18 protein-coding genes and 1 tRNA gene are annotated in these 17,457 nt (G+C 35.4%); 6 read left to right on the top strand and 13 right to left on the bottom strand.

Annotated elements, in window-relative coordinates:
* A partial coding sequence (locus GTR01_RS23960; protein ID WP_160138393.1) for a helix-turn-helix domain-containing protein occupies positions 1-200 on the bottom strand: 200 nt, incomplete at its 3' end.
* A 94-nt stretch (positions 201-294) separates the two neighbouring features.
* Complete coding sequence (locus tag GTR01_RS23965) at positions 295-975, bottom strand: TrmH family RNA methyltransferase (RefSeq protein WP_160140230.1); 681 nt, start codon at positions 973-975, stop codon at positions 295-297.
* A 160-nt stretch (positions 976-1,135) separates the two neighbouring features.
* On the opposite strand from GTR01_RS23965, the gene GTR01_RS23970 reads away from it, so the two are divergent.
* The 4 genes from GTR01_RS23970 to GTR01_RS23985 all read left to right on the top strand — a co-directional run bounded on the left by GTR01_RS23970 (position 1,136) and on the right by GTR01_RS23985 (position 3,936).
* Positions 1,136-2,164, top strand: coding sequence for an asparaginase (locus GTR01_RS23970; RefSeq protein WP_160140231.1), 1,029 nt, complete (start codon positions 1,136-1,138; stop codon positions 2,162-2,164).
* Positions 2,165-2,209: 45 nt separating this feature from the next.
* Positions 2,210-2,296, top strand: a tRNA-Ser gene (locus GTR01_RS23975).
* Positions 2,297-2,657: 361 nt separating this feature from the next.
* The gene (locus GTR01_RS23980; RefSeq protein ID WP_160140232.1) at positions 2,658-3,071 is read left to right on the top strand and encodes a hypothetical protein; all 414 of its coding nucleotides are present in this window, start codon (positions 2,658-2,660) and stop codon (positions 3,069-3,071) included.
* 130 nt (positions 3,072-3,201) lie between these two features.
* Positions 3,202-3,936: a hypothetical protein gene (locus GTR01_RS23985; RefSeq protein WP_160140233.1), complete on the top strand. Its 735-nt coding sequence runs from the start codon at positions 3,202-3,204 to the stop codon at positions 3,934-3,936.
* A gap of 144 nt (positions 3,937-4,080) precedes the next feature.
* Here GTR01_RS23985 and GTR01_RS23990 read toward each other — a convergent pair whose 3' ends face one another.
* Positions 4,081-6,552 carry a TonB-dependent receptor domain-containing protein gene (locus GTR01_RS23990; RefSeq protein ID WP_160140234.1) on the bottom strand — a complete coding sequence of 824 codons (2,472 nt, stop codon included), beginning with the start codon at positions 6,550-6,552 and terminating at the stop codon, positions 4,081-4,083.
* 444 nt (positions 6,553-6,996) lie between these two features.
* Between GTR01_RS23990 and GTR01_RS23995 the strand changes: the two genes are divergently transcribed.
* Positions 6,997-7,827: a DUF2490 domain-containing protein gene (locus GTR01_RS23995; protein ID WP_160140235.1), complete on the top strand. Its 831-nt coding sequence runs from the start codon at positions 6,997-6,999 to the stop codon at positions 7,825-7,827.
* A gap of 107 nt (positions 7,828-7,934) precedes the next feature.
* Here the strand turns inward: GTR01_RS23995 and GTR01_RS24000 are convergent, their stop codons facing one another.
* The 10 genes from GTR01_RS24000 to GTR01_RS24045 all read right to left on the bottom strand — a co-directional run bounded on the left by GTR01_RS24000 (position 7,935) and on the right by GTR01_RS24045 (position 17,116).
* Positions 7,935-8,630 carry a hypothetical protein gene (locus tag GTR01_RS24000; RefSeq protein WP_160140236.1) on the bottom strand — a complete coding sequence of 232 codons (696 nt, stop codon included), beginning with the start codon at positions 8,628-8,630 and terminating at the stop codon, positions 7,935-7,937.
* 252 nt (positions 8,631-8,882) lie between these two features.
* Entirely contained in the window at positions 8,883-10,415 is a 1,533-nt protein-coding gene (locus tag GTR01_RS24005) for a M20/M25/M40 family metallo-hydrolase (RefSeq protein WP_160140237.1), read from the bottom strand.
* A 151-nt stretch (positions 10,416-10,566) separates the two neighbouring features.
* Complete coding sequence (locus GTR01_RS24010) at positions 10,567-11,697, bottom strand: alpha/beta hydrolase (RefSeq protein ID WP_160140238.1); 1,131 nt, start codon at positions 11,695-11,697, stop codon at positions 10,567-10,569.
* Positions 11,698-11,825: 128 nt separating this feature from the next.
* Positions 11,826-12,371 carry a Crp/Fnr family transcriptional regulator gene (locus GTR01_RS24015; protein ID WP_160140239.1) on the bottom strand — a complete coding sequence of 182 codons (546 nt, stop codon included), beginning with the start codon at positions 12,369-12,371 and terminating at the stop codon, positions 11,826-11,828.
* A gap of 126 nt (positions 12,372-12,497) precedes the next feature.
* Positions 12,498-13,262: a type I methionyl aminopeptidase gene (map, locus tag GTR01_RS24020; RefSeq protein ID WP_160140240.1), complete on the bottom strand. Its 765-nt coding sequence runs from the start codon at positions 13,260-13,262 to the stop codon at positions 12,498-12,500.
* A gap of 486 nt (positions 13,263-13,748) precedes the next feature.
* A complete protein-coding gene (locus tag GTR01_RS24025; protein ID WP_160140241.1) occupies positions 13,749-14,153 on the bottom strand; it encodes a hypothetical protein in 405 nt (134 codons plus the stop codon).
* Positions 14,154-14,660: 507 nt separating this feature from the next.
* Positions 14,661-14,891, bottom strand: coding sequence for a DUF2283 domain-containing protein (locus tag GTR01_RS24030; protein WP_160140242.1), 231 nt, complete (start codon positions 14,889-14,891; stop codon positions 14,661-14,663).
* 10 nt (positions 14,892-14,901) lie between these two features.
* A complete protein-coding gene (locus GTR01_RS24035; RefSeq protein WP_160140243.1) occupies positions 14,902-15,279 on the bottom strand; it encodes a hypothetical protein in 378 nt (125 codons plus the stop codon).
* Between the two features lie 233 nt (positions 15,280-15,512).
* A complete protein-coding gene (locus GTR01_RS24040; protein WP_160140244.1) occupies positions 15,513-16,649 on the bottom strand; it encodes an RHS repeat-associated core domain-containing protein in 1,137 nt (378 codons plus the stop codon).
* Positions 16,646-17,116, bottom strand: a complete 471-nt coding sequence (locus tag GTR01_RS24045) for a hypothetical protein (RefSeq protein WP_160140245.1) — start codon at positions 17,114-17,116, stop codon at positions 16,646-16,648. Before GTR01_RS24045 ends, GTR01_RS24040 begins: the two co-directional genes overlap by 4 nt.
* A 141-nt stretch (positions 17,117-17,257) precedes the next feature.
* Here GTR01_RS24045 and GTR01_RS24050 point away from each other — a divergent pair.
* Positions 17,258-17,457: helix-turn-helix domain-containing protein (locus tag GTR01_RS24050; RefSeq protein WP_160138393.1), on the top strand; the 200-nt coding region annotated here is incomplete at its 3' end.

Consider the following 17,457-nt stretch of genomic DNA (forward strand, 5'->3'; position numbering starts at 1 on the left):
AGTTTGGGTTTACTCCACTCTAAGTTACCATATCTTCGCAACCAAACCAAAACGGTACTCTTTCCCTGAATACCATACTCTTTTTGAGCCTGCTTGTAAGTGTAATCGCCGTTTTCTACTTGAGAAACAATTCTTAATTTAAAGGCTATACTATAGTCCTTTTGTGTACGCTTTTCTCTTGTTAATCCTTGATGTTTCATAAATAAGTCGATTAGTTGTCAACTTATTTCAGGACGGGACAATATAAAAAAATAAAGGAGGGTTTTAAACACCTCCTTTTTTATTTTAAATTGACTATTTCCAATCAATATTATTCTCATTCAAATATTTTTCAAAAATCTGCTGTCCGCTTCTTATAGAGTTTACCGTCCAAAGGATTTTCATTCTTAGCAGTTTTTCTTCATCCAGTTTATAATCAATTCCGGATTTGATTAGCTTTTGTTTCAATTCATACATACAGATTGAAGCGGCTACAGAAACATTAAAACTTCTTGTAAAACCATACATCGGAATTGCCAGTGTTTCATCTGCAAAATCCAGGATTTCCTGAGAAACACCTTCCATTTCGGTTCCAAAAACCAAAGCTATCGGTTCCGTAATTTCATATTCGGGTAACATGGTAGCATTATTTTCCAATGAAACCACTACAATTTTATATCCTCTGTCTTTAATTTCCTGAAAGGATTCTATATTTCGGGGAAGTTTTTCCACCTCAACCCAAGTATCTGCTCCTTTGGTTACTCTAAGATTAGGCTCAAAACTATATTCTTCCTGTAAGGCCACTACTTTATGAAAACCACAAGCTTCTACAGAACGTACAATAGCTGCTGCATTCCTAAACTGGTAAATATCTTCTACCACCGGAAGCACAAAGTCTGAACTTTCCTGAGAGAAATATTCAATCTTTGACAATCTTTCTTCTGTTAAAAATTGTTTTAAATATTCATAAGTCTGTGCTAAATCTTTCATCTGCATGTAGTTATTTTTTTCAATAGCTCTATATAATCCCTAAAATTCGTTTTATTCTTATAAAATTTCCTTCTAAGTCTTCCATTCATTTTCAAATCTTTGCAAATTAACGTAATTTTGGGCTATGATCCTTAACCGGGATTAAATTCTTAATTAAAAATAATACATGAAGCGAAAAGTCCTACTCATCTATACCGGAGGAACCATCGGTATGGAAAAAGATTATGAAACCGGAAGTCTGCGTGCCTTTGATTTTGGAAATATCTTTGAAAAGATGCCCGAAATGAAGCTTATGGAATGTGAAGTTTTCGTACATCCTTTTGCCAAACCACTGGACTCTTCGGACATGGGGCCTGAGGAATGGCGAGTAATTGCCAACTATATTCTCAAAAACTATAATGATTACGACGGATTTCTGATTCTTCACGGAACGGATACAATGTCTTATACTGCTTCAGCATTAAGTTTCATGTTAAAAGGATTGAGAAAACCTGTGATCATGACAGGTTCACAGCTTCCGATTGGTGATCTGAGAACTGATGCTAAGGAAAATCTTCTGACCAGTCTTTATTATGCCAGTTTATATGAAAATAATGAAGCTGTCATCCAGGAAGTTGCGATCTATTTTGAATATAAACTATTGAGAGGAAACAGAACATTAAAGTATTCTGCCGAATATTTCGATGCTTATGCAAGTCCTAACTACCCTATTCTTGGACAATCGGGGGTTCATTTAAATATTATCAAGGACAACCTTTTCCGTTGTGATCCGGGAGTTGAGTTTCATGTTGATGAGCACATCTCTGAGGATGTTCTGTTCTGGAGAATTTTCCCAGGAATGCATCTCAGCCATTTCAGAGAAATCCCCAAGATGAAGGTATTGATCCTGCAGGTATTTGGATCGGGAACCATCTTCAGCAGTGAAAAGACTCAGGAAACACTTCAGGAAATCAGAAATAATGGTACCGAGATCGTAGTGGTAAGCCAGTGTATTTCTGGCGGCATTTCGTTCGGTAAATATGAGAACAGCAATATCTTTTCAAGAATCGGAGCGATTAGTGGCAGAGATATGACTGCCGAGACTGCCATTACAAAAGCAATGCATCTTATCGATAATCCAAATTACTCCGGAAGTTTTGCAGATAACTTTACCCAAAGCCTTTGCGGAGAAATTACTGCTGAAAAATTGCAATAAAAATTTGGTATTTAAATAAAATATCCTATTTTTGCAATCTCAAAAAGAGAGGTGTCCGAGTGGTTGAAGGAGCTACCCTGGAAAGGTAGTATGCGGGTAACTGTATCGAGGGTTCGAATCCCTTCCTCTCTGCAATAAAAAGTCTTAGGTTTTATACTTAAGACTTTTTTGTTTTTATATACTCTGAAGATGAGAGAATAACTTAAGAATTTGTCTGGTTATTGTGATATAAAAATGGGCTCTTAGATTTTTTGACACAAAGTTTTTTGATAAGAACTTTATACTTTTAAAGAAGCAAAAAGTTTACTGCCTGTATAGACCAAAACGGATAACAGACTCTTATACTTTCAAAAAAGTTATGAAATTATTTTTCCATTTTCCATTCATCTAAGTATTTCTACTCGACTGTGTAATTAGTCATTTATACTCTACAGCATCTCTCTTGTTCTTCGTTACTTTGGTTTATAAAACAACCACAAAAACTAATTTTATTATGACATCAACAAATGTAAATGCAAACTCATCTGCTCAACTCCAATTGGGAGGCGGAGCACAATTCTGGGTATATCTTTGCCCTCACAACGATACTGCTAAAATGATCACCAAATGGCGTGTAACATTTTCACAGGGAAACTGGAGTGATTCTATCTCAAGTGACAATCCAACGAAACAAATCCACACTCCTAATCTTTCAGGGATCTTCGAAATTAAAGTAGAATTATTAAGCGGTTCCACCGGAACATGGAGACAAATCCCACCTCAGACAGGAAGCCACAATGAAATAGGATGTAACTCTAATTGTGCCTCAATGGTAGGAATTGTTGCGGACAGCATCAATCCACCTATTGGATCCATTAATGCTCATTTCTGGACAACCTGGGATGCTCTGTGCAGAACAGGCGTATAAAAACAAGATCAATCATTATAATCAATGGACTGCGGTATTTGTTTTAATATCGCAGTTTTCATTGTAAAGCTGTACCACCCTATGAAAACCTTTTTCCTTAAATTTGCAGCATCAATATAATTCAATTAAAATGTACACAATACGAACAGCACTTTCTTCGCTGTTATTTTTTACTGTTTTTCTGTTCCCATCACTTACAAAGGCTAGTGCTTACTGGATGGAGATTCATGGATCAGGAAAAATAAAAGAACAGGTTAAGATCCAGGTATGCTATGGCTTTATTGATCAGCTTAGCGAACGACACCGAACTACCGGCGCTGAGTTTCAAAGAATCAAAGATTTTAATTTCTTTCTTTTCAATACCCAAGGTGAAAAGGTAAAGATCACATTACAGCCCAAAGAAGATCATTGGGAAGGGACATTTACGCCTAATCAGGAAGGCACCTATCGGATTTTAGGGATGAATGATCAACAACCTGTTTTAGTACGTTCTCAAAATCCACAGGAAAATGTAAGACCTATTGATTTTATGTGTGGAGCTTATCAGGTGGGAACTCCATCAAATAACATCGCTCCACTTCAGTTTATGGATATCAGCCTTCAAGAGAAAAATGGCATTTACACTATTTTTCCTTACCGAAATATGAAGCCTGTAGAAAAAGGCACTCTGCTTAGAATTTTTAACCCGGAAAACTGGGAAAAAAACATTCCGGCAGATGAAAATCATCAAGCTATTTTCAAGCCTACTATGCCAGGGCTGTATGTAATCAGACAAGACTGGCAGGATAATACTCCCGGAACATTTCAAGGAACTGCCTACGCTAAAATAAGATATCGTAATAATTACTGTCTTTGGATAAATTAAAAGATGGAAGTTATCTAGACAGAAAATTGGATCAAAATTTATGAATGAATAGATTCAAGATAAAAGTTCAGAAAATCTTATAAAATAAAAGTCCCGGGTTAATCAATCCGGGACTTTTTTGTTATCAATTATTAAAATCTTGTTTTAGAATTTCAGGGAAACACTTCCTAAGAAACGCGCTGGTGCTTGTGGTGTTAAACGTACTGACCAGGCTTTTTCATTGGTAATATTATCAAATTTCAGTCCTACTCTATATTTTGGCTGGTCATAGAAGATTCCCAGATCAAACATCGTATAAGATGGTATAATTACTTTAGCTGTTTGTGTATTTGTCTGATAAGAAGATGAACCCATATTTCCGCCACCTCCTACTCCAAGGCCTTTTAATTTACCTTCTGGAATTCTATAACTGATCCAGAAATTGAACATATTTGCCGGGCCTGATAATGCTGGTCTTAGACCATTAACGGAAGGGTTGGCATTGGTGAATTTACTATCATTATAAGCATATCCTGCTACGATATTTAATCCATCAAAAGGATTGGCTGTTAGTTCAGCTTCAAATCCTTTGCTCAATTGCGTTCCATCCTGAATAGAATAATTGATATCATCAGGATTGGTTCTCAATATATTGTCAACACGGATATTATAATAGCTTAAAGTTCCTACAAGTCTGTGATTGAAAAGATCTCCTTTTACTCCAAATTCCAACTGATTGGCATATTCCGGTTTGAAAGAATTTCCATTAATATCTACTCCACTTACGTTATTGAAACCATTCATATAATTTCCAAAAAGGGAAACTTTATTCTTCAATATTTCATAAACAAGTCCCAATTTAGGAGAAAGTGCGGTCTGCCCATAAGGTCCTGCCTGTGTTCCACTGTTACTTAATCCCCCTTTTATTTGACCTGTAGCAATATCATAAACTCCTTTAAACTGGAATCTGTCTACCCTCAGACTGGCCATTACCATTAGCTGATCTGTTACATTGAAAACATTCGAAACATAAGCTGCGTAAGTATTATCACTATTATTTTCTCTTCTGGCTACAGAAGTTGCGGTAAGTGCATCAATTGTATTTTGGTTTACTCTGAAATCCGCTGATGGATGAACAAAGTTAAATACCTTGGTGTTGGTGTGATAACGGTCAAAATGATTTGAATTGTTATAATAATCCAACCCTACAACCATTCTGTTTCTGAAACGTCCGATATGGAAGTCTCCGATAAAATTCTGCTGAATATTGGTTGCAATAAATGAAGTAGTTCCAACCATCACCTGAGCACTTGCCGTAGAATCTGTTTTCCCGTTAATGGCAGAAATATAGCCATTAATTGTAGATCTTGCACGGGATACAATCGTTTGAGAAGTCCAGTTTTCTGAAATTTTATAGTTCAGCTGCGCAAAGATATTCATCATCTGCGTTTCATAAGCCAAATCATCTCCTAAGAAATTCTTATAATACGGGAACTTCATATCTGCGATAGACTGTGTTTTATTGCTTCCTGTATAAGGATTAAAACGTACTACCGAGGTTCCTTTTGCCTGATTGAATTCTATATCTAAAAGAAGCGACATACGATCATTGATCTGATATGAAAAACTTGGAGCAATGGCTAATGAATTGGTAAATCCTGATTCTTGAAAGCTTTTTTCAAAAGTTCCTGCTCCATTAAGACGGAAAAGTGCTGTTCTATCTTTATTAACCGGGGTATTTACATCTACCGTTACTCGGTTGTAATCCCAACTTCCGCCAACATATCCCACTTCTCCACCAAATTTATTATAAGGTTTTTTCGTCACACGATTATAAACACCACCATAGCTGCTTGCTACACTTTTTCCGAATAAAGTTGCAGAAGGGCCTTTTATCGCTTCTATACGTTCTAAGTTTACAGGATCGATCACTGAGAATGCAGCACCTGCCACTCCGTTTCTTGCATTAGGTTCAGTTTCAAAACCTCTTGAACGAAAGGTTACCCTTCCTTGATTCGCAATCATAGGAACTCCAGCTCCCGGTACATTCTTAGAAATACTTCCAAGATCTACGGCAACTTGTTCCTGGAAAAGTTCTTTAGTTACAGTGTTATATACTTGAGGATTTTCCAAATTCTTTAAGGGAAGTCTTGCCACAAATCCACTTTCTTTTTTAGAAAATCTGTTGACATTCTTCATGATTACCACTTCCTGTATCGCCTGAATATTTTCTTTGGTCAGTTGATAATCCAGGGTTGTACTTTCTCCTGCTTTTACCTCAACAGGAATACGAATTTCTTTAGATCCTAAAATTTGTAATTTTACGGTATAAGAGCCTGCATTTATATTAGTAAAACGGTAATTTCCCTCATCATCCGTCAAGGTTTGACGATCGGTTTCCAATAATGAAACGGAAATTGCTCTTAAAGGCTGCCCATCTACCATATTAACCTTACCGGTTATTCCACCTTGAAGGTCTTGTGCATGGAATTGAGTTAAACTTATCAGGGAAAAGAAGAAAATCAGAAATGGCTTAGACCATTGTACTATTTTATTGGTTAAAACATCGTTTTGTTCTGCTTTATGGGCATGAGTTATCGACTTCATCAGAAGTTCACATTCACTTGGTAGTATCATTTTTCAGCCTTATTTAAACTAATTATAAATAAAGTGCAAAATAACGGATAAACAAACTTTCTCACAATATTAATTTGAATTATTCTAAATAAAAGATAAAAATCATCGTTTATTTACTCATTTTTTGATATGGCTTACCAACCATTACAGCCTATGTAGAAAAGAGTAAATCATCTTTTCCACATTTTACTAACAAGTTATCCACAATTAATATCGATTATGAAAGCTTACTTTCATTTATAAATTTTACTATTCCTAAATTCTTCCTAAATCAAGTCTTTATTTTGTCATGTTTTTAAACAGTATTTCAGAATTTTGAATAAACATTCTATTCATAAAGCTTGATACTTTTGTTTAGACAAAGTATTTTCTCTGCGTATCTCTGATATTTTTATCTAACCTTATGATTTCGCAGGTTTTAACATTAATCGTAAAGCAGCTATCATGATGTTTGATATAAAAAAAGTATTTATTATAATAGGGATAACAGGAGGCATGGGAAGCTTGGTCAAAGCACAGATCAGTCCTCCTGGTCTTGGGGATGCTAAAACAGCATTCTGGTCAGCATTGGGAGTAAAACATAATCTGGACTCTGTAGGAAAGAAACAAACTATGAGCTATATTGCTATAGGACGTAAGAGTACTCTGGATAATGACAATTTATTGGCAAAACAGGCTATTTTTGTATTAAACCATGAGGTTTATAATTCGTTTGCCCCGCATCAACAATACAGCTACGCCTTAAGCTACCGCCGACAACCTGAATATGAAAAAGAAGCTCCTTACAACAAAGAAGGTATTGAACAGGAATTCAGAATCTATGGTCGATACGCCTATACTTTCGATCTTGGGAAAAAGCTAAAACTTAAAAATACGGTTCGCCAGGAATTCAGAAAGTTTTTCGATGCTGATTTTCATAAGGTGGATGAAGATTTTCAGCTGAGAACCCGTGTTAAAAGCCAATTGACCTATAATTTATCTCCAAAGAATAATCAGAAGCTGGCATTAAGTGCTGAAGCATTGTTTTCCATCAGTCACTTCAACGAACATGATCAACACTGGAATTCTTTTGGATATCGGGAAATGCGTCTGTCTGCTTACTATATGTTCAATATTCCCAATTCTCCTTTCACTGTAGACATTGGGTATATGGAAGATCTGATCAGAGGAAGCCAAAGCATTCATCATGGCGGAGTACACTATCTGGCTGCAGACCTCATCTGGAATATTCCATACAAAAAGAAGGTAACAACTAATGAAGATCATCTTGACTAAAAGGTATATGAACTCATAAAAAATCCCAACCATTTCTGGCTGGGATTTTCGTTGGAAAATATAAGATTCTCCGCAATATAATTAAGTATGAATGTTGGTGTAAAATTTTAGTTGCACAACGTCAAAAACTGCCGGCTCATCTGTACTTTGAATTTTGCTTCTGCTCTTGACTGGGCATAAATCGTATGTTCAAAAGCCTGGATGATTTTTAATTTCTGATCAATAAATTCTGCAATCTGTACAACAGAAAAAAGAAAATCTCTATACAGCGCCATATCTACAGTCTGCCCATAATATGGAAGATAAGCTTTAAGAAAAGGAAGGGTCATCTGATGTTTATTGTAGCTGACACAATACCCTGCTCCTTCCCGGGAAGTCACAATATCAAAATCATTGATGTAATCTAGAATATTTCTGCTGCCACTCAGAGCTTCTTTATTTTTGGAGCAATAGCGATTGATCTTATCCAGAATATGTTGAGCATATTCCATCATGGAAATGGTCTTCCATTCAAAAACGTGATTCATTCCTTTTTTAGGTGATTTTCCATTTTCACAGCCTGTACAGAAAGAAATTCCTATTCTTTCATGATATGGAAAGAAGCAGTCTTTAATTTCAATCGTTGCATCAGCCTGCAGACTGTCATCAGCAAAGTTATAATAGAGATAAGGACTGTATAAACCTGCAAGGGCCTTCAGATAATCTGCTTCACTTGCATTATGATATTCTTCAAACCATTTTTCAAGGTGATCGTAATAATGGTTTTCAAAGTCGTGAAAGTTTAAGTAAAGTGGCAATTCCATAGCTCTGTAATTTTGATATGACAAAGCTATTACCGTAATGCGACAAAACTTGACGTATTATTTTTTTTGAGAAAAAGATGAAATAGAAATATGAAATTTTGAACAGTAATCATCAACCTAAAATACCAACAAATATATGTCTATAGTAAATTTGTTAGGCAAGTGAATAGTCAATTCCCTAGTCTACATTACACATCATGAAACACGCATCACGCATCCCAAAAACTCGAACCACTCACCCCGAATCCCGATCTACTTATCATAATTCTTCATCATAAACTCAAAGTAGTGAATCATCTTCAGGTAGTTATCTATACTAAGATATTCGTTGGTACTGTGAATACTCTGCTGTTCGGAACTATTGATTCTAATAGGCATAAATCTGTAGACGTTTTTGCTTACGATTTCATATTTACCGGCATCTGTTCCGGCCATGGTAAGGTATGGAGAAACGATAGCTCCCGGATAAATCTCTTTGACACCAGCTTCAATAAGCTTAAAAGCTTTTGTTTTGGATGATGATATCGCTGAAGCTTCTCTTGTATTATCAATTTCTTCTACTTCAACATCGAAGCCTTTGGTTGCTTTTGCAATATGCTCACGAACATCTTTCACTGTATTTCCTGGAAGAAGTCTAAAATTAACAACAAATTCCACTTCAGGAGACAGCACGTTGGTTCCGTCACTTCCTTTCATCATCGTTAATGCTGTTGTAGTTCGTACCAGCGCATTGGTGGTATTATTTTTTGTTAGCTGTGAAATCAATACAGGTTTTAGAAGCCATTGATTCGCCAATGCCATTCTCGTTGTAAACGGCATAGCTCCGCCTATATTATCAAAAAATTCTTTTACTAATGGAGTAATGACAGGTTTCATCTGATGATCTTCCAGTCTTTGCATAATAACGGCTGCTTTTCCAATTGCACTTTCCATAGGTGGCATTGAAGAGTGCCCTCCAAGGCCTTTCACCTTTATTTTGGCAGAAAGAAAACCTTTTTCAGCACATCCCACCACCGCAACGTCAGCATCTACGCCAGCGACATTTCCTTTTCGCATAATCAATCCTCCTTCATCATACACTGCATCGAATTTCAATCCTTTTTTCTTAAAATATTCTGCAATCTGAATGGCTCCATTCTTTCCGCCAACTTCTTCATCAAAACCAAAAGCCAGGTAGATGTCACGCTGAGGAGTTTGTTTGCTTTTAATCAGGTTATTCATGGATTCCATTAAAGAGAAAAGCATTCCTTTCATATCTATTGCTCCTCTACCATAGATTCTTCCATTAGCAACCGCTCCTGAAAAAGGGGCAAAATCCCAATCTTCCGCAACTTTTGAAACAGGATCTAGTGGTTTATCATCTGGTCTGAAAATGTTTTCCTCAGTATTTTTTACATCTGCATCTCCCGGAGGAACCACATCTATATGGGAAAGGAATACAATAGGCTCCAGCTTTGGATTACTCCCTTTCAGTTTGAATACAAGTCCGTATTTATTGACCTCAACATTTTCTGTGTTTTGATACACCAATGGGTAAGTTGATTTCAAATATTCTTTAAATTGATCAAAAGGTGCATAATTGAATTCACCTAAGCTCCCTGTAGAAACAGTAGGGATCTTTATTCCTCCTGAAAATCTTGCCACCGCTGAATCATTTTTTGCAGGTTTCCATCCTTCTGCATCTCCGAATGAGTTTTTCTTAAAAGGATACGTATACGTTTTAATCACTACGACTGCAGCCAGGATAATAAGAATTCCAAGAAGGGTTAAAAGAACTTTTTTCATAACAGGATGATTTTGTGAAATGGTTTGGTTCTATAAATATACTAAAGTATTTGGTCTTTAACAATTTTGCCTCTTTGCTTTCCTTTTATTGATCAATAAAAAGGCTGTTTCCTGAGAAACAACCTTACCATTTTATAAAGACAAAGTATTTTTATTTATTCCTTACCTGCAGTATCCAATGGATAATATCACTCAAAACAAGTTCTGTATTCCCAATATTACAATGATTTTCAGCTAAATCATTCTTCGTATACATTTTATAAGTAAGCGATTTTACATTCGGTAAAGCATCAATGACTCTTTTATAGAGTTCAACCGGGATAAAGTGGTCTCCATTAGAACCAAGCAACAAAAAGTCTTGTGTAATCTGTGATCCGATACTTTCCATTTCAAAATTCTGAGCCTTTTTGATGTAATCATAGGGTGTTTCTACATTCATACTGAACATTCCATGCTGCATGGCCCATTTTACTAAAGGATCTATTTCCATTTTCTTTTGAATCAATTCATTGACTGTATTTTTGTCTTCTGCATCCATCAGTATTCTTAATTCATCAGGTACTTTGGTGAGGATCACATCATAAAAACTAGGCATAATTCCCCATGCCACAACTCTTTGAATACGACTTTCAAATGCTGCTGCTCTAGGTGCCAACATTCCTCCTAACGATAGCCCGATAAGGGTTACATTGTCCAACTGATAAGCATCCAAAATAGCTTGAATAGGCTTTTCCCATTTATAGGTATAATAAATACCGGATTCTCTTAAAGCTCCACCCTGCCCCGGCCCGTCAAAAATATAGACGGCAATTCCTTCGGATACCAGACGCTGCACTACCGGTAAAAATTCTTCCATATAAGAATCATTTCCTCCATGAATAACCACCGTATCTTTTATGTTTTGCTTTGGAAGACAGATCCAAACGGGTAATTTTCCATTTTCATAAACTACCTCATCCCTTTTTATTTCCTGCTCAAAAGTGATTTTGTGGTAGTCATAAAATAAAGATTTTGATTGAGCGTACAATCGCGATTTTTCTGCTGTTCCATCAGCCTCAAAAAACTCTGCCATTCTGTAATATCCAATGGCTTTAGGAATCTGTTGGCTGGCTTCTGCTTCTTTAGCCAGAGTGCTCATCTCTTTTACCCAATCTTCCGTAGTGCTGATTCTGGAGGCTATTGTTTTTATTTCTTCCAGATCACCATTCCCCCACATTAAGGTTCTGTTCAGTTGAAAATTAAAATTGGCTTCATCATGTAATTGATAGGTTCCTTTTTTCATTATGCTTCTATTTTGGTGAAAAAATGATATGCTGTATTTCTTTAATTCAGTCCATACCTTTATTAGCTAAGCTTTTTCGAAAGTAGTCTTAAAGTTTAGCTTTTTTTTTCGCCTAGATTAAAAAAGGATTATTTCTGCTGAGCTCTTACTTTACTCAATTGTTGCTGGGTCATTCCAAGATACCCTGCAATATACCCCAGATTAATTCTCTGGAGCCAGTCCGGATGAGCGGTCACAAAATCATTGTAACGCTGATCCGTTGTTTTGATCTGCTGATCCATCAGTCTGTTTCCCATCGTAATTAAACTTTGGGCAAATAGATCTTCCATAAACTGCTGTATTTCCGGATTACTTGATTTCAATTCCAAAAGCTGGCGGTAAGGCAGTCTGAATATTTCACTATTGTCTTCGATGACTTCAATTCCAAAGGGAACTGCTTTTCCGGATAACACACTTGAAAATAGGGCTATAAAACTATGATCTGAACTGATCCAATGGGTATGATCCTGAGCTTTATCATCATAATAAAAGATTCTGGCCACTCCTTTTTTAATATAAAATAAATCGCGGTGAACCTGATCAATATCCATCAGTACTTCCCTTTTCTTATAAATCGTACTATCAAAAAGATGAATGAAATTTTCGATGATTTTAAGGTTCTTTTCACTAATCATTTTTAGATGAATTTTCAGATAAGGATAAGGTCAGCCTATTTACACTCACTCATTTGATAAGTAAGCTAAGGTAATGATTAAAATAGATCCTGAAAGAAATATAAGTCTTGATTAAAAAAAGTTTTATCAATTCAAAATTTCGTTCATCTGCGTTAGAACAACGGGCTTTCCATCGGTGATTAAAATAGTATGCTCATGTTGCGCCATATAGCCGCCTTTATTTCCTACCATAGTCCAGCCGTCTTTCAACTCTACAGCCAGGCTTGAGGAAGTAGAAATAAACGTTTCAATAGCCACTACCGAGTTTTTCTTAAAACGTCTGGTGTCAAAACGATTTTTATAATTCAATAATTCATCGGGTTGTTCATGTAAGCTTCTTCCTACCCCATGTCCGGCAAGGTTTTTAATCACCTTAAAACCTCTTTTCTTAGCTTCCGTCTCCATCAAAAACCCAATATCAGCTATTTTTACGCCACCCTTGATGTTATCAATCGCTTTTTGAAGAATATCTTTAGAAGCATCTACCAGTTTCTGATGCTGGTTGATATCTTTACCTATCACAAACGAACCTCCATTATCTGCCCAATATCCGTTCAGTTCAGCAGAAACATCAATATTGATCAGATCACCTTCCTTCAAAATCCTTTGATCTGTTGGAATTCCGTGACAGAATTCATTATCAACACTGATACAAGTCCAACCCGGAAATCCATACGTAAGGTAAGGTGCAGATTTGGCTCCGAAATCAGCAAGTATTTTAGCACCATATTCATCGAGTTCCTTTGTAGACATACCAGGCTGCGCATATTGCGTCATCTCTTTTAAAGTATAAGCTACCGCTTCACTCACTCTCTGCATTCCGATCAACTGATCATCATTGGTAATTGACATGATTTTATTTTTTTGATTGAGTATGAATTTCAATGCTAAAAAATTTCTATAGCCATTGAAAAACACAAAGTTAAAGAAAAAAGATTCTTTTTATTAGGAAAATACAATCTAAATAGTTCTTAATGAAATTCTTGCCGTTTCTATGTCTTTTATTTTGATTCTTGTAAACTTAGTTTTAATGGTACTGTAAATAATCCGGAGAATTTCTCTTGTTCTGTTTTGTATATGAAAACAGAACAATAAAACCACTGCAGTTGCAGCGGTTTTATTATTTACATCATGGCACAAGCATGACTCTTGGTTTATTATATTTATTCTGGATAAGGATTTCTACAGGATTGGAGTCTTTCACAAGAATAAAAACACAAAAACCTCACAATATGTAAGTTTTTTTTATTTAAAGACGCAAGCCGGAAGCTCGTGCTAGCGGGGGCTAAATAACAACCCCACTGCAAAAGCGGTGGGGTTATTCTTATCTGTTCAAAGTTATAAACTTTGCGGAATGAATCCTTCTTCTAATTTTACAATAAAATCATTTTCAATTTCAGTAAGTTTATCTTTTGAAATCTTTTGACTTATAAAATTATTTTCTTGTAAATACTCATCAAAATCATTTTCCAGATAAAAGTTTTTATCATTTTCTAAATAATAAATTAAATAAGATGGCCATATCCAATTACCATCAGTGTAATATATTTGAGGACTAATGAAGTCTTGACTTTCTACATTAATAAAGACCCCCATCCAAGCTAAAGCTACTTCTCCATTTTTTAAATAATCAAGAATTTTATTTTTATTTACACTATTATAAATTTTATTATTTCTATATGTTTTTAACTCCAAAGCCTCGGGAATTGGATCATATTCTTTTATAAACCCTAAATATTTCATTGTTATTTTATTGTTGTATTGTAAAATGTTCTAAATCTTCCTCCCCCAAAAATTTGATAACTACCGTCTTCTAATACCCTAACTAAGTTTGTAGAAGCTATTATTGGAAATTTTAAATGTCATTTCCTAGACAAAATCTTTTTTTGTTAGAATAATTACACTCTGTTCTGCTTTAGGTAAAGATATAAAATTGCTTAAGGGAAGCAATAATTAAGAAAAATGCCACACGAAAGGATTCGTGCGACAGCAGGGGAGTAAAACTTTTGCTAATCTATAAAACAAAACCCACCGCAATTGTGGTGGGTTTATGTTATTTACAGCTCAAAGTCACAGACTTTGCGCAGCGGGGAAAACGCTACATTCGATAAAGAGATCGTAGAGCGTATTAACGATATCCAAAATTTTAAAACTAAACAGGCGTTTGCTAAATAACATAAAAATCACTGCAATTTTACAGTGGTTTTTTTTTATTTATCTGCCACACGATAAAATCGTGCAGGAGCAGGGTTACAAGTCAGCGCGAGTGGGAAATTTATTTATTTTTGCTTGTTCAAAATATTTAGAAGCAGGCATAATTTCCATCCCAAGAAGCCTTCCGTTTTTATCAAATAATAAACCTATTTCATTTTTCAACTCTTCTGGCCACAATTCTTTTTCGTAATTTCTTAATTCTTCCTCAAGGTTTTCTACAAACCATATATATAAGCCATCAACTTCTTTATCGTATTCGTAAATCATAATTTTAATATTAAGGTAATTTAAACCCTTTATCAGGTCTGATACTCATTATAATATTTCGTGTTTCATCAACAGCTACTTTAACCCCATTGTGATTATAAATTTTAATAATATTTTCAGAAAATTTTCCTGTTCCTGATTCAGTTATAACCGTTCCTGCTTTTTTAGCACCAACTATAGTATTACTAACCATTTCTTCAGTAGCACCTCTTCCTAATCCACTTTTTCTCCAAGCATGATTAGATACTTCAAAACCTTCTATTATTGAATTCTTATCTATTGGTGTTTTAGTAGCTGGAAATAATTTTCCAATTATTTTACTACCAAAACCTCCTGTTGCATAATCAAGTACTGCACTTTGCACCAAAGGATTTTCAGAGACTTGCATTTGGAGTTCTGTTTTTCCTCTCGAATCAGGAATGGAACTAATTGTAGCACCCCAAGGATCGCCAGATGAAGGTGCTGTACCTAAACCGCCTCCTTCTGAGTAAGGTATTCTGAGAGTATTTTGGTATCCTTCTGAGTTAAAGGTATCTTTATAACTTGCATTTGTAGTGTGGGAAGATACTGTCCAAGTACCATTGTTACCTTTATCAACAGTTGTATTGTAAAAACCGGAACCTAATTTATCAGCCCATTGTTCTGCATGAATTCTAGCATCCGATTTGAAAAGGTTATTAAAAAAGCCAGCACCTCTAACCCACCTTCATCAGGATCTGTAAAATTAATTGGGTTATTTACAGTATAATTATATGGAGAATATCCTCTATACATTTCCGCTAGCGGATCCACAACACCCCATCTACCAATATCTGGCATATAAAACCTTGCGCCGTAATCATACATTCCTGTCTCCTGCAATTCCTTCCCATTATACTTATAATTATATGTAGGATTTCCAATCGAAGCATTATATCCCTTATGCTTTAGCCCAAACGGATAGTAATTACTTTCTTCAATGACTTCTGCTCCTGTAGTTCCTTTCTGGTAACTCATCCTTATATTACCTAAATGATCTACATAATTGTAAATATAAGTATTTTTTAAAAAATCATAATACCCCTCTGATGTGGGTACAAATTGTAGATTTGGTGAAGGTGGTGGGCAATCCAAGCACCCTAATCCTGCTTCCTCTAAAACATACTGGAACCCATCTAGATAATCTGTAATGGTTTGGGCAAGACTTATGTTTCCCTGCCAGTCTCTTTTATAATAAGAATACATTTTTTTAAGCTTAACACCGTCCGTTCTGTACAAATAGGAACTGATACTTCCAGACGGGCTTTTATTATTATCCTTAGTTACATAGACAGGAAGGTTTAAAAAATTATACGTTATTGAATTTATGTTTTTATCTAAATGATCAATCATATTACCATTAGCATCATAAGCTATAGGATTTCCACCGGTAGGATATCCCGAAAAATTCCCGGATGCATCTGATACAGAAGCTAATCTATTACCTTGGTATGTATAATATAATTGATCTATCTGTATAGGATTATTGCCATCTGATTGCCCATATCGGTCTAATCGGCTAATATTACCATTAAGGTCATATTGCAGCCATTCGTTATAAGCACTTGTAATTTCTACTGTTGAACCTGGTTTACTATAAAAAGCATGAAACATTCTGTTTAAGCTGTCATAACTATAATTGTACCTTCTATAAATACCATCTGTAGAGGTTTTCCAGTCGACCTCTGTAATATTACCATTAAACCTGCCTATTATTGATGCTGGATTGTTATACTTCATTTTATATCCGAATAAATCTCCATTAAGATTCGAAGGATCATTAATCTGACTCTGACATTATATTTATAGTCAACTTGTTGAAGCGAATAACCTAAAGAAACTCCACCTACTTTTTTAGATTCCAACTGGGAAAGTTCATTATATGTATTCTGGGTAAGGATTTCTACAGGATTGGAATCTACCTGATGCTTATGAACCAATAGTCTGTTCTGGTGATCATATTCAAAGTTTTCCGTAATCACTCTTTCTGTATCGGTATCTAATCTCTTATGTCGGGTGATGACCTGCTGGGCCACTCCCGCAAAATCCAGTTTGGATTCTGTCTTGGTATATCCGCCCAAATGATTGATAGAATGTGTTCCAATCGCTCTTCCTTTGGTATCGTAATAGGTGTAGTTTTTGGTCAAACGGCTTCTGCCGTCATAACGGGTACAAGAAAGAAATCTAACAAGTAAGAGATAATTCACTTATTTTATATCACTAAATACTGAAAAAATATTCTAAAAAACTCAAGGAAGTATATAAATATTAAAGGCCACCAAATTTGGTGGCCTTTAATATTTATATTGTCCCGTCCTGAAATAAGTTGACAACTAATCGACTTATTTATGAAACATCAAGGATTAACAAGAGAAAAGCGTACACAAAAGGACTATAGTATAGCCTTTAAATTAAGAATTGTTTCTCAAGTAGAAAACGGCGATTACACTTACAAGCAGGCTCAAAAAGAGTATGGTATTCAGGGAAAGAGTACCGTTTTGGTTTGGTTGCGAAGATATGGTAACTTAGAGTGGAGTAAACCCAAACT

The organism is Chryseobacterium sp. c4a, from assembly GCF_009900745.1.
Lineage (GTDB): Bacteria > Bacteroidota > Bacteroidia > Flavobacteriales > Weeksellaceae > Chryseobacterium.

Excerpts from the sequence above, each read along its gene's own strand:
- GTR01_RS24025 (WP_160140241.1), bottom strand. The coding sequence starts at position 14,153 with ATGAAATATTTAGGGTTTATAAAAGAATATGATCCAATTCCCGAGGCT.
- GTR01_RS23990 (WP_160140234.1), bottom strand. The coding sequence starts at position 6,552 with ATGATACTACCAAGTGAATGTGAACTTCTGATGAAGTCGATAACTCAT.
- GTR01_RS24010 (WP_160140238.1), bottom strand. The coding sequence starts at position 11,697 with ATGAAAAAAGGAACCTATCAATTACATGATGAAGCCAATTTTAATTTT.
- GTR01_RS23980 (WP_160140232.1), top strand. The coding sequence starts at position 2,658 with ATGACATCAACAAATGTAAATGCAAACTCATCTGCTCAACTCCAATTG.
- GTR01_RS23985 (WP_160140233.1), top strand. The coding sequence starts at position 3,202 with ATGTACACAATACGAACAGCACTTTCTTCGCTGTTATTTTTTACTGTT.
- map (WP_160140240.1), bottom strand. The coding sequence starts at position 13,262 with ATGTCAATTACCAATGATGATCAGTTGATCGGAATGCAGAGAGTGAGT.
- GTR01_RS24030 (WP_160140242.1), bottom strand. The coding sequence starts at position 14,891 with ATGATTTACGAATACGATAAAGAAGTTGATGGCTTATATATATGGTTT.
- GTR01_RS24035 (WP_160140243.1), bottom strand. The coding sequence starts at position 15,279 with ATGCAAGTCTCTGAAAATCCTTTGGTGCAAAGTGCAGTACTTGATTAT.
- GTR01_RS24040 (WP_160140244.1), bottom strand. The coding sequence starts at position 16,649 with ATGAAGTATAACAATCCAGCATCAATAATAGGCAGGTTTAATGGTAAT.
- GTR01_RS24000 (WP_160140236.1), bottom strand. The coding sequence starts at position 8,630 with ATGGAATTGCCACTTTACTTAAACTTTCACGACTTTGAAAACCATTAT.
- GTR01_RS24005 (WP_160140237.1), bottom strand. The coding sequence starts at position 10,415 with ATGAAAAAAGTTCTTTTAACCCTTCTTGGAATTCTTATTATCCTGGCT.
- GTR01_RS23965 (WP_160140230.1), bottom strand. The coding sequence starts at position 975 with ATGCAGATGAAAGATTTAGCACAGACTTATGAATATTTAAAACAATTT.
- GTR01_RS24015 (WP_160140239.1), bottom strand. The coding sequence starts at position 12,371 with ATGATTAGTGAAAAGAACCTTAAAATCATCGAAAATTTCATTCATCTT.
- GTR01_RS23995 (WP_160140235.1), top strand. The coding sequence starts at position 6,997 with ATGATGTTTGATATAAAAAAAGTATTTATTATAATAGGGATAACAGGA.
- GTR01_RS23970 (WP_160140231.1), top strand. The coding sequence starts at position 1,136 with ATGAAGCGAAAAGTCCTACTCATCTATACCGGAGGAACCATCGGTATG.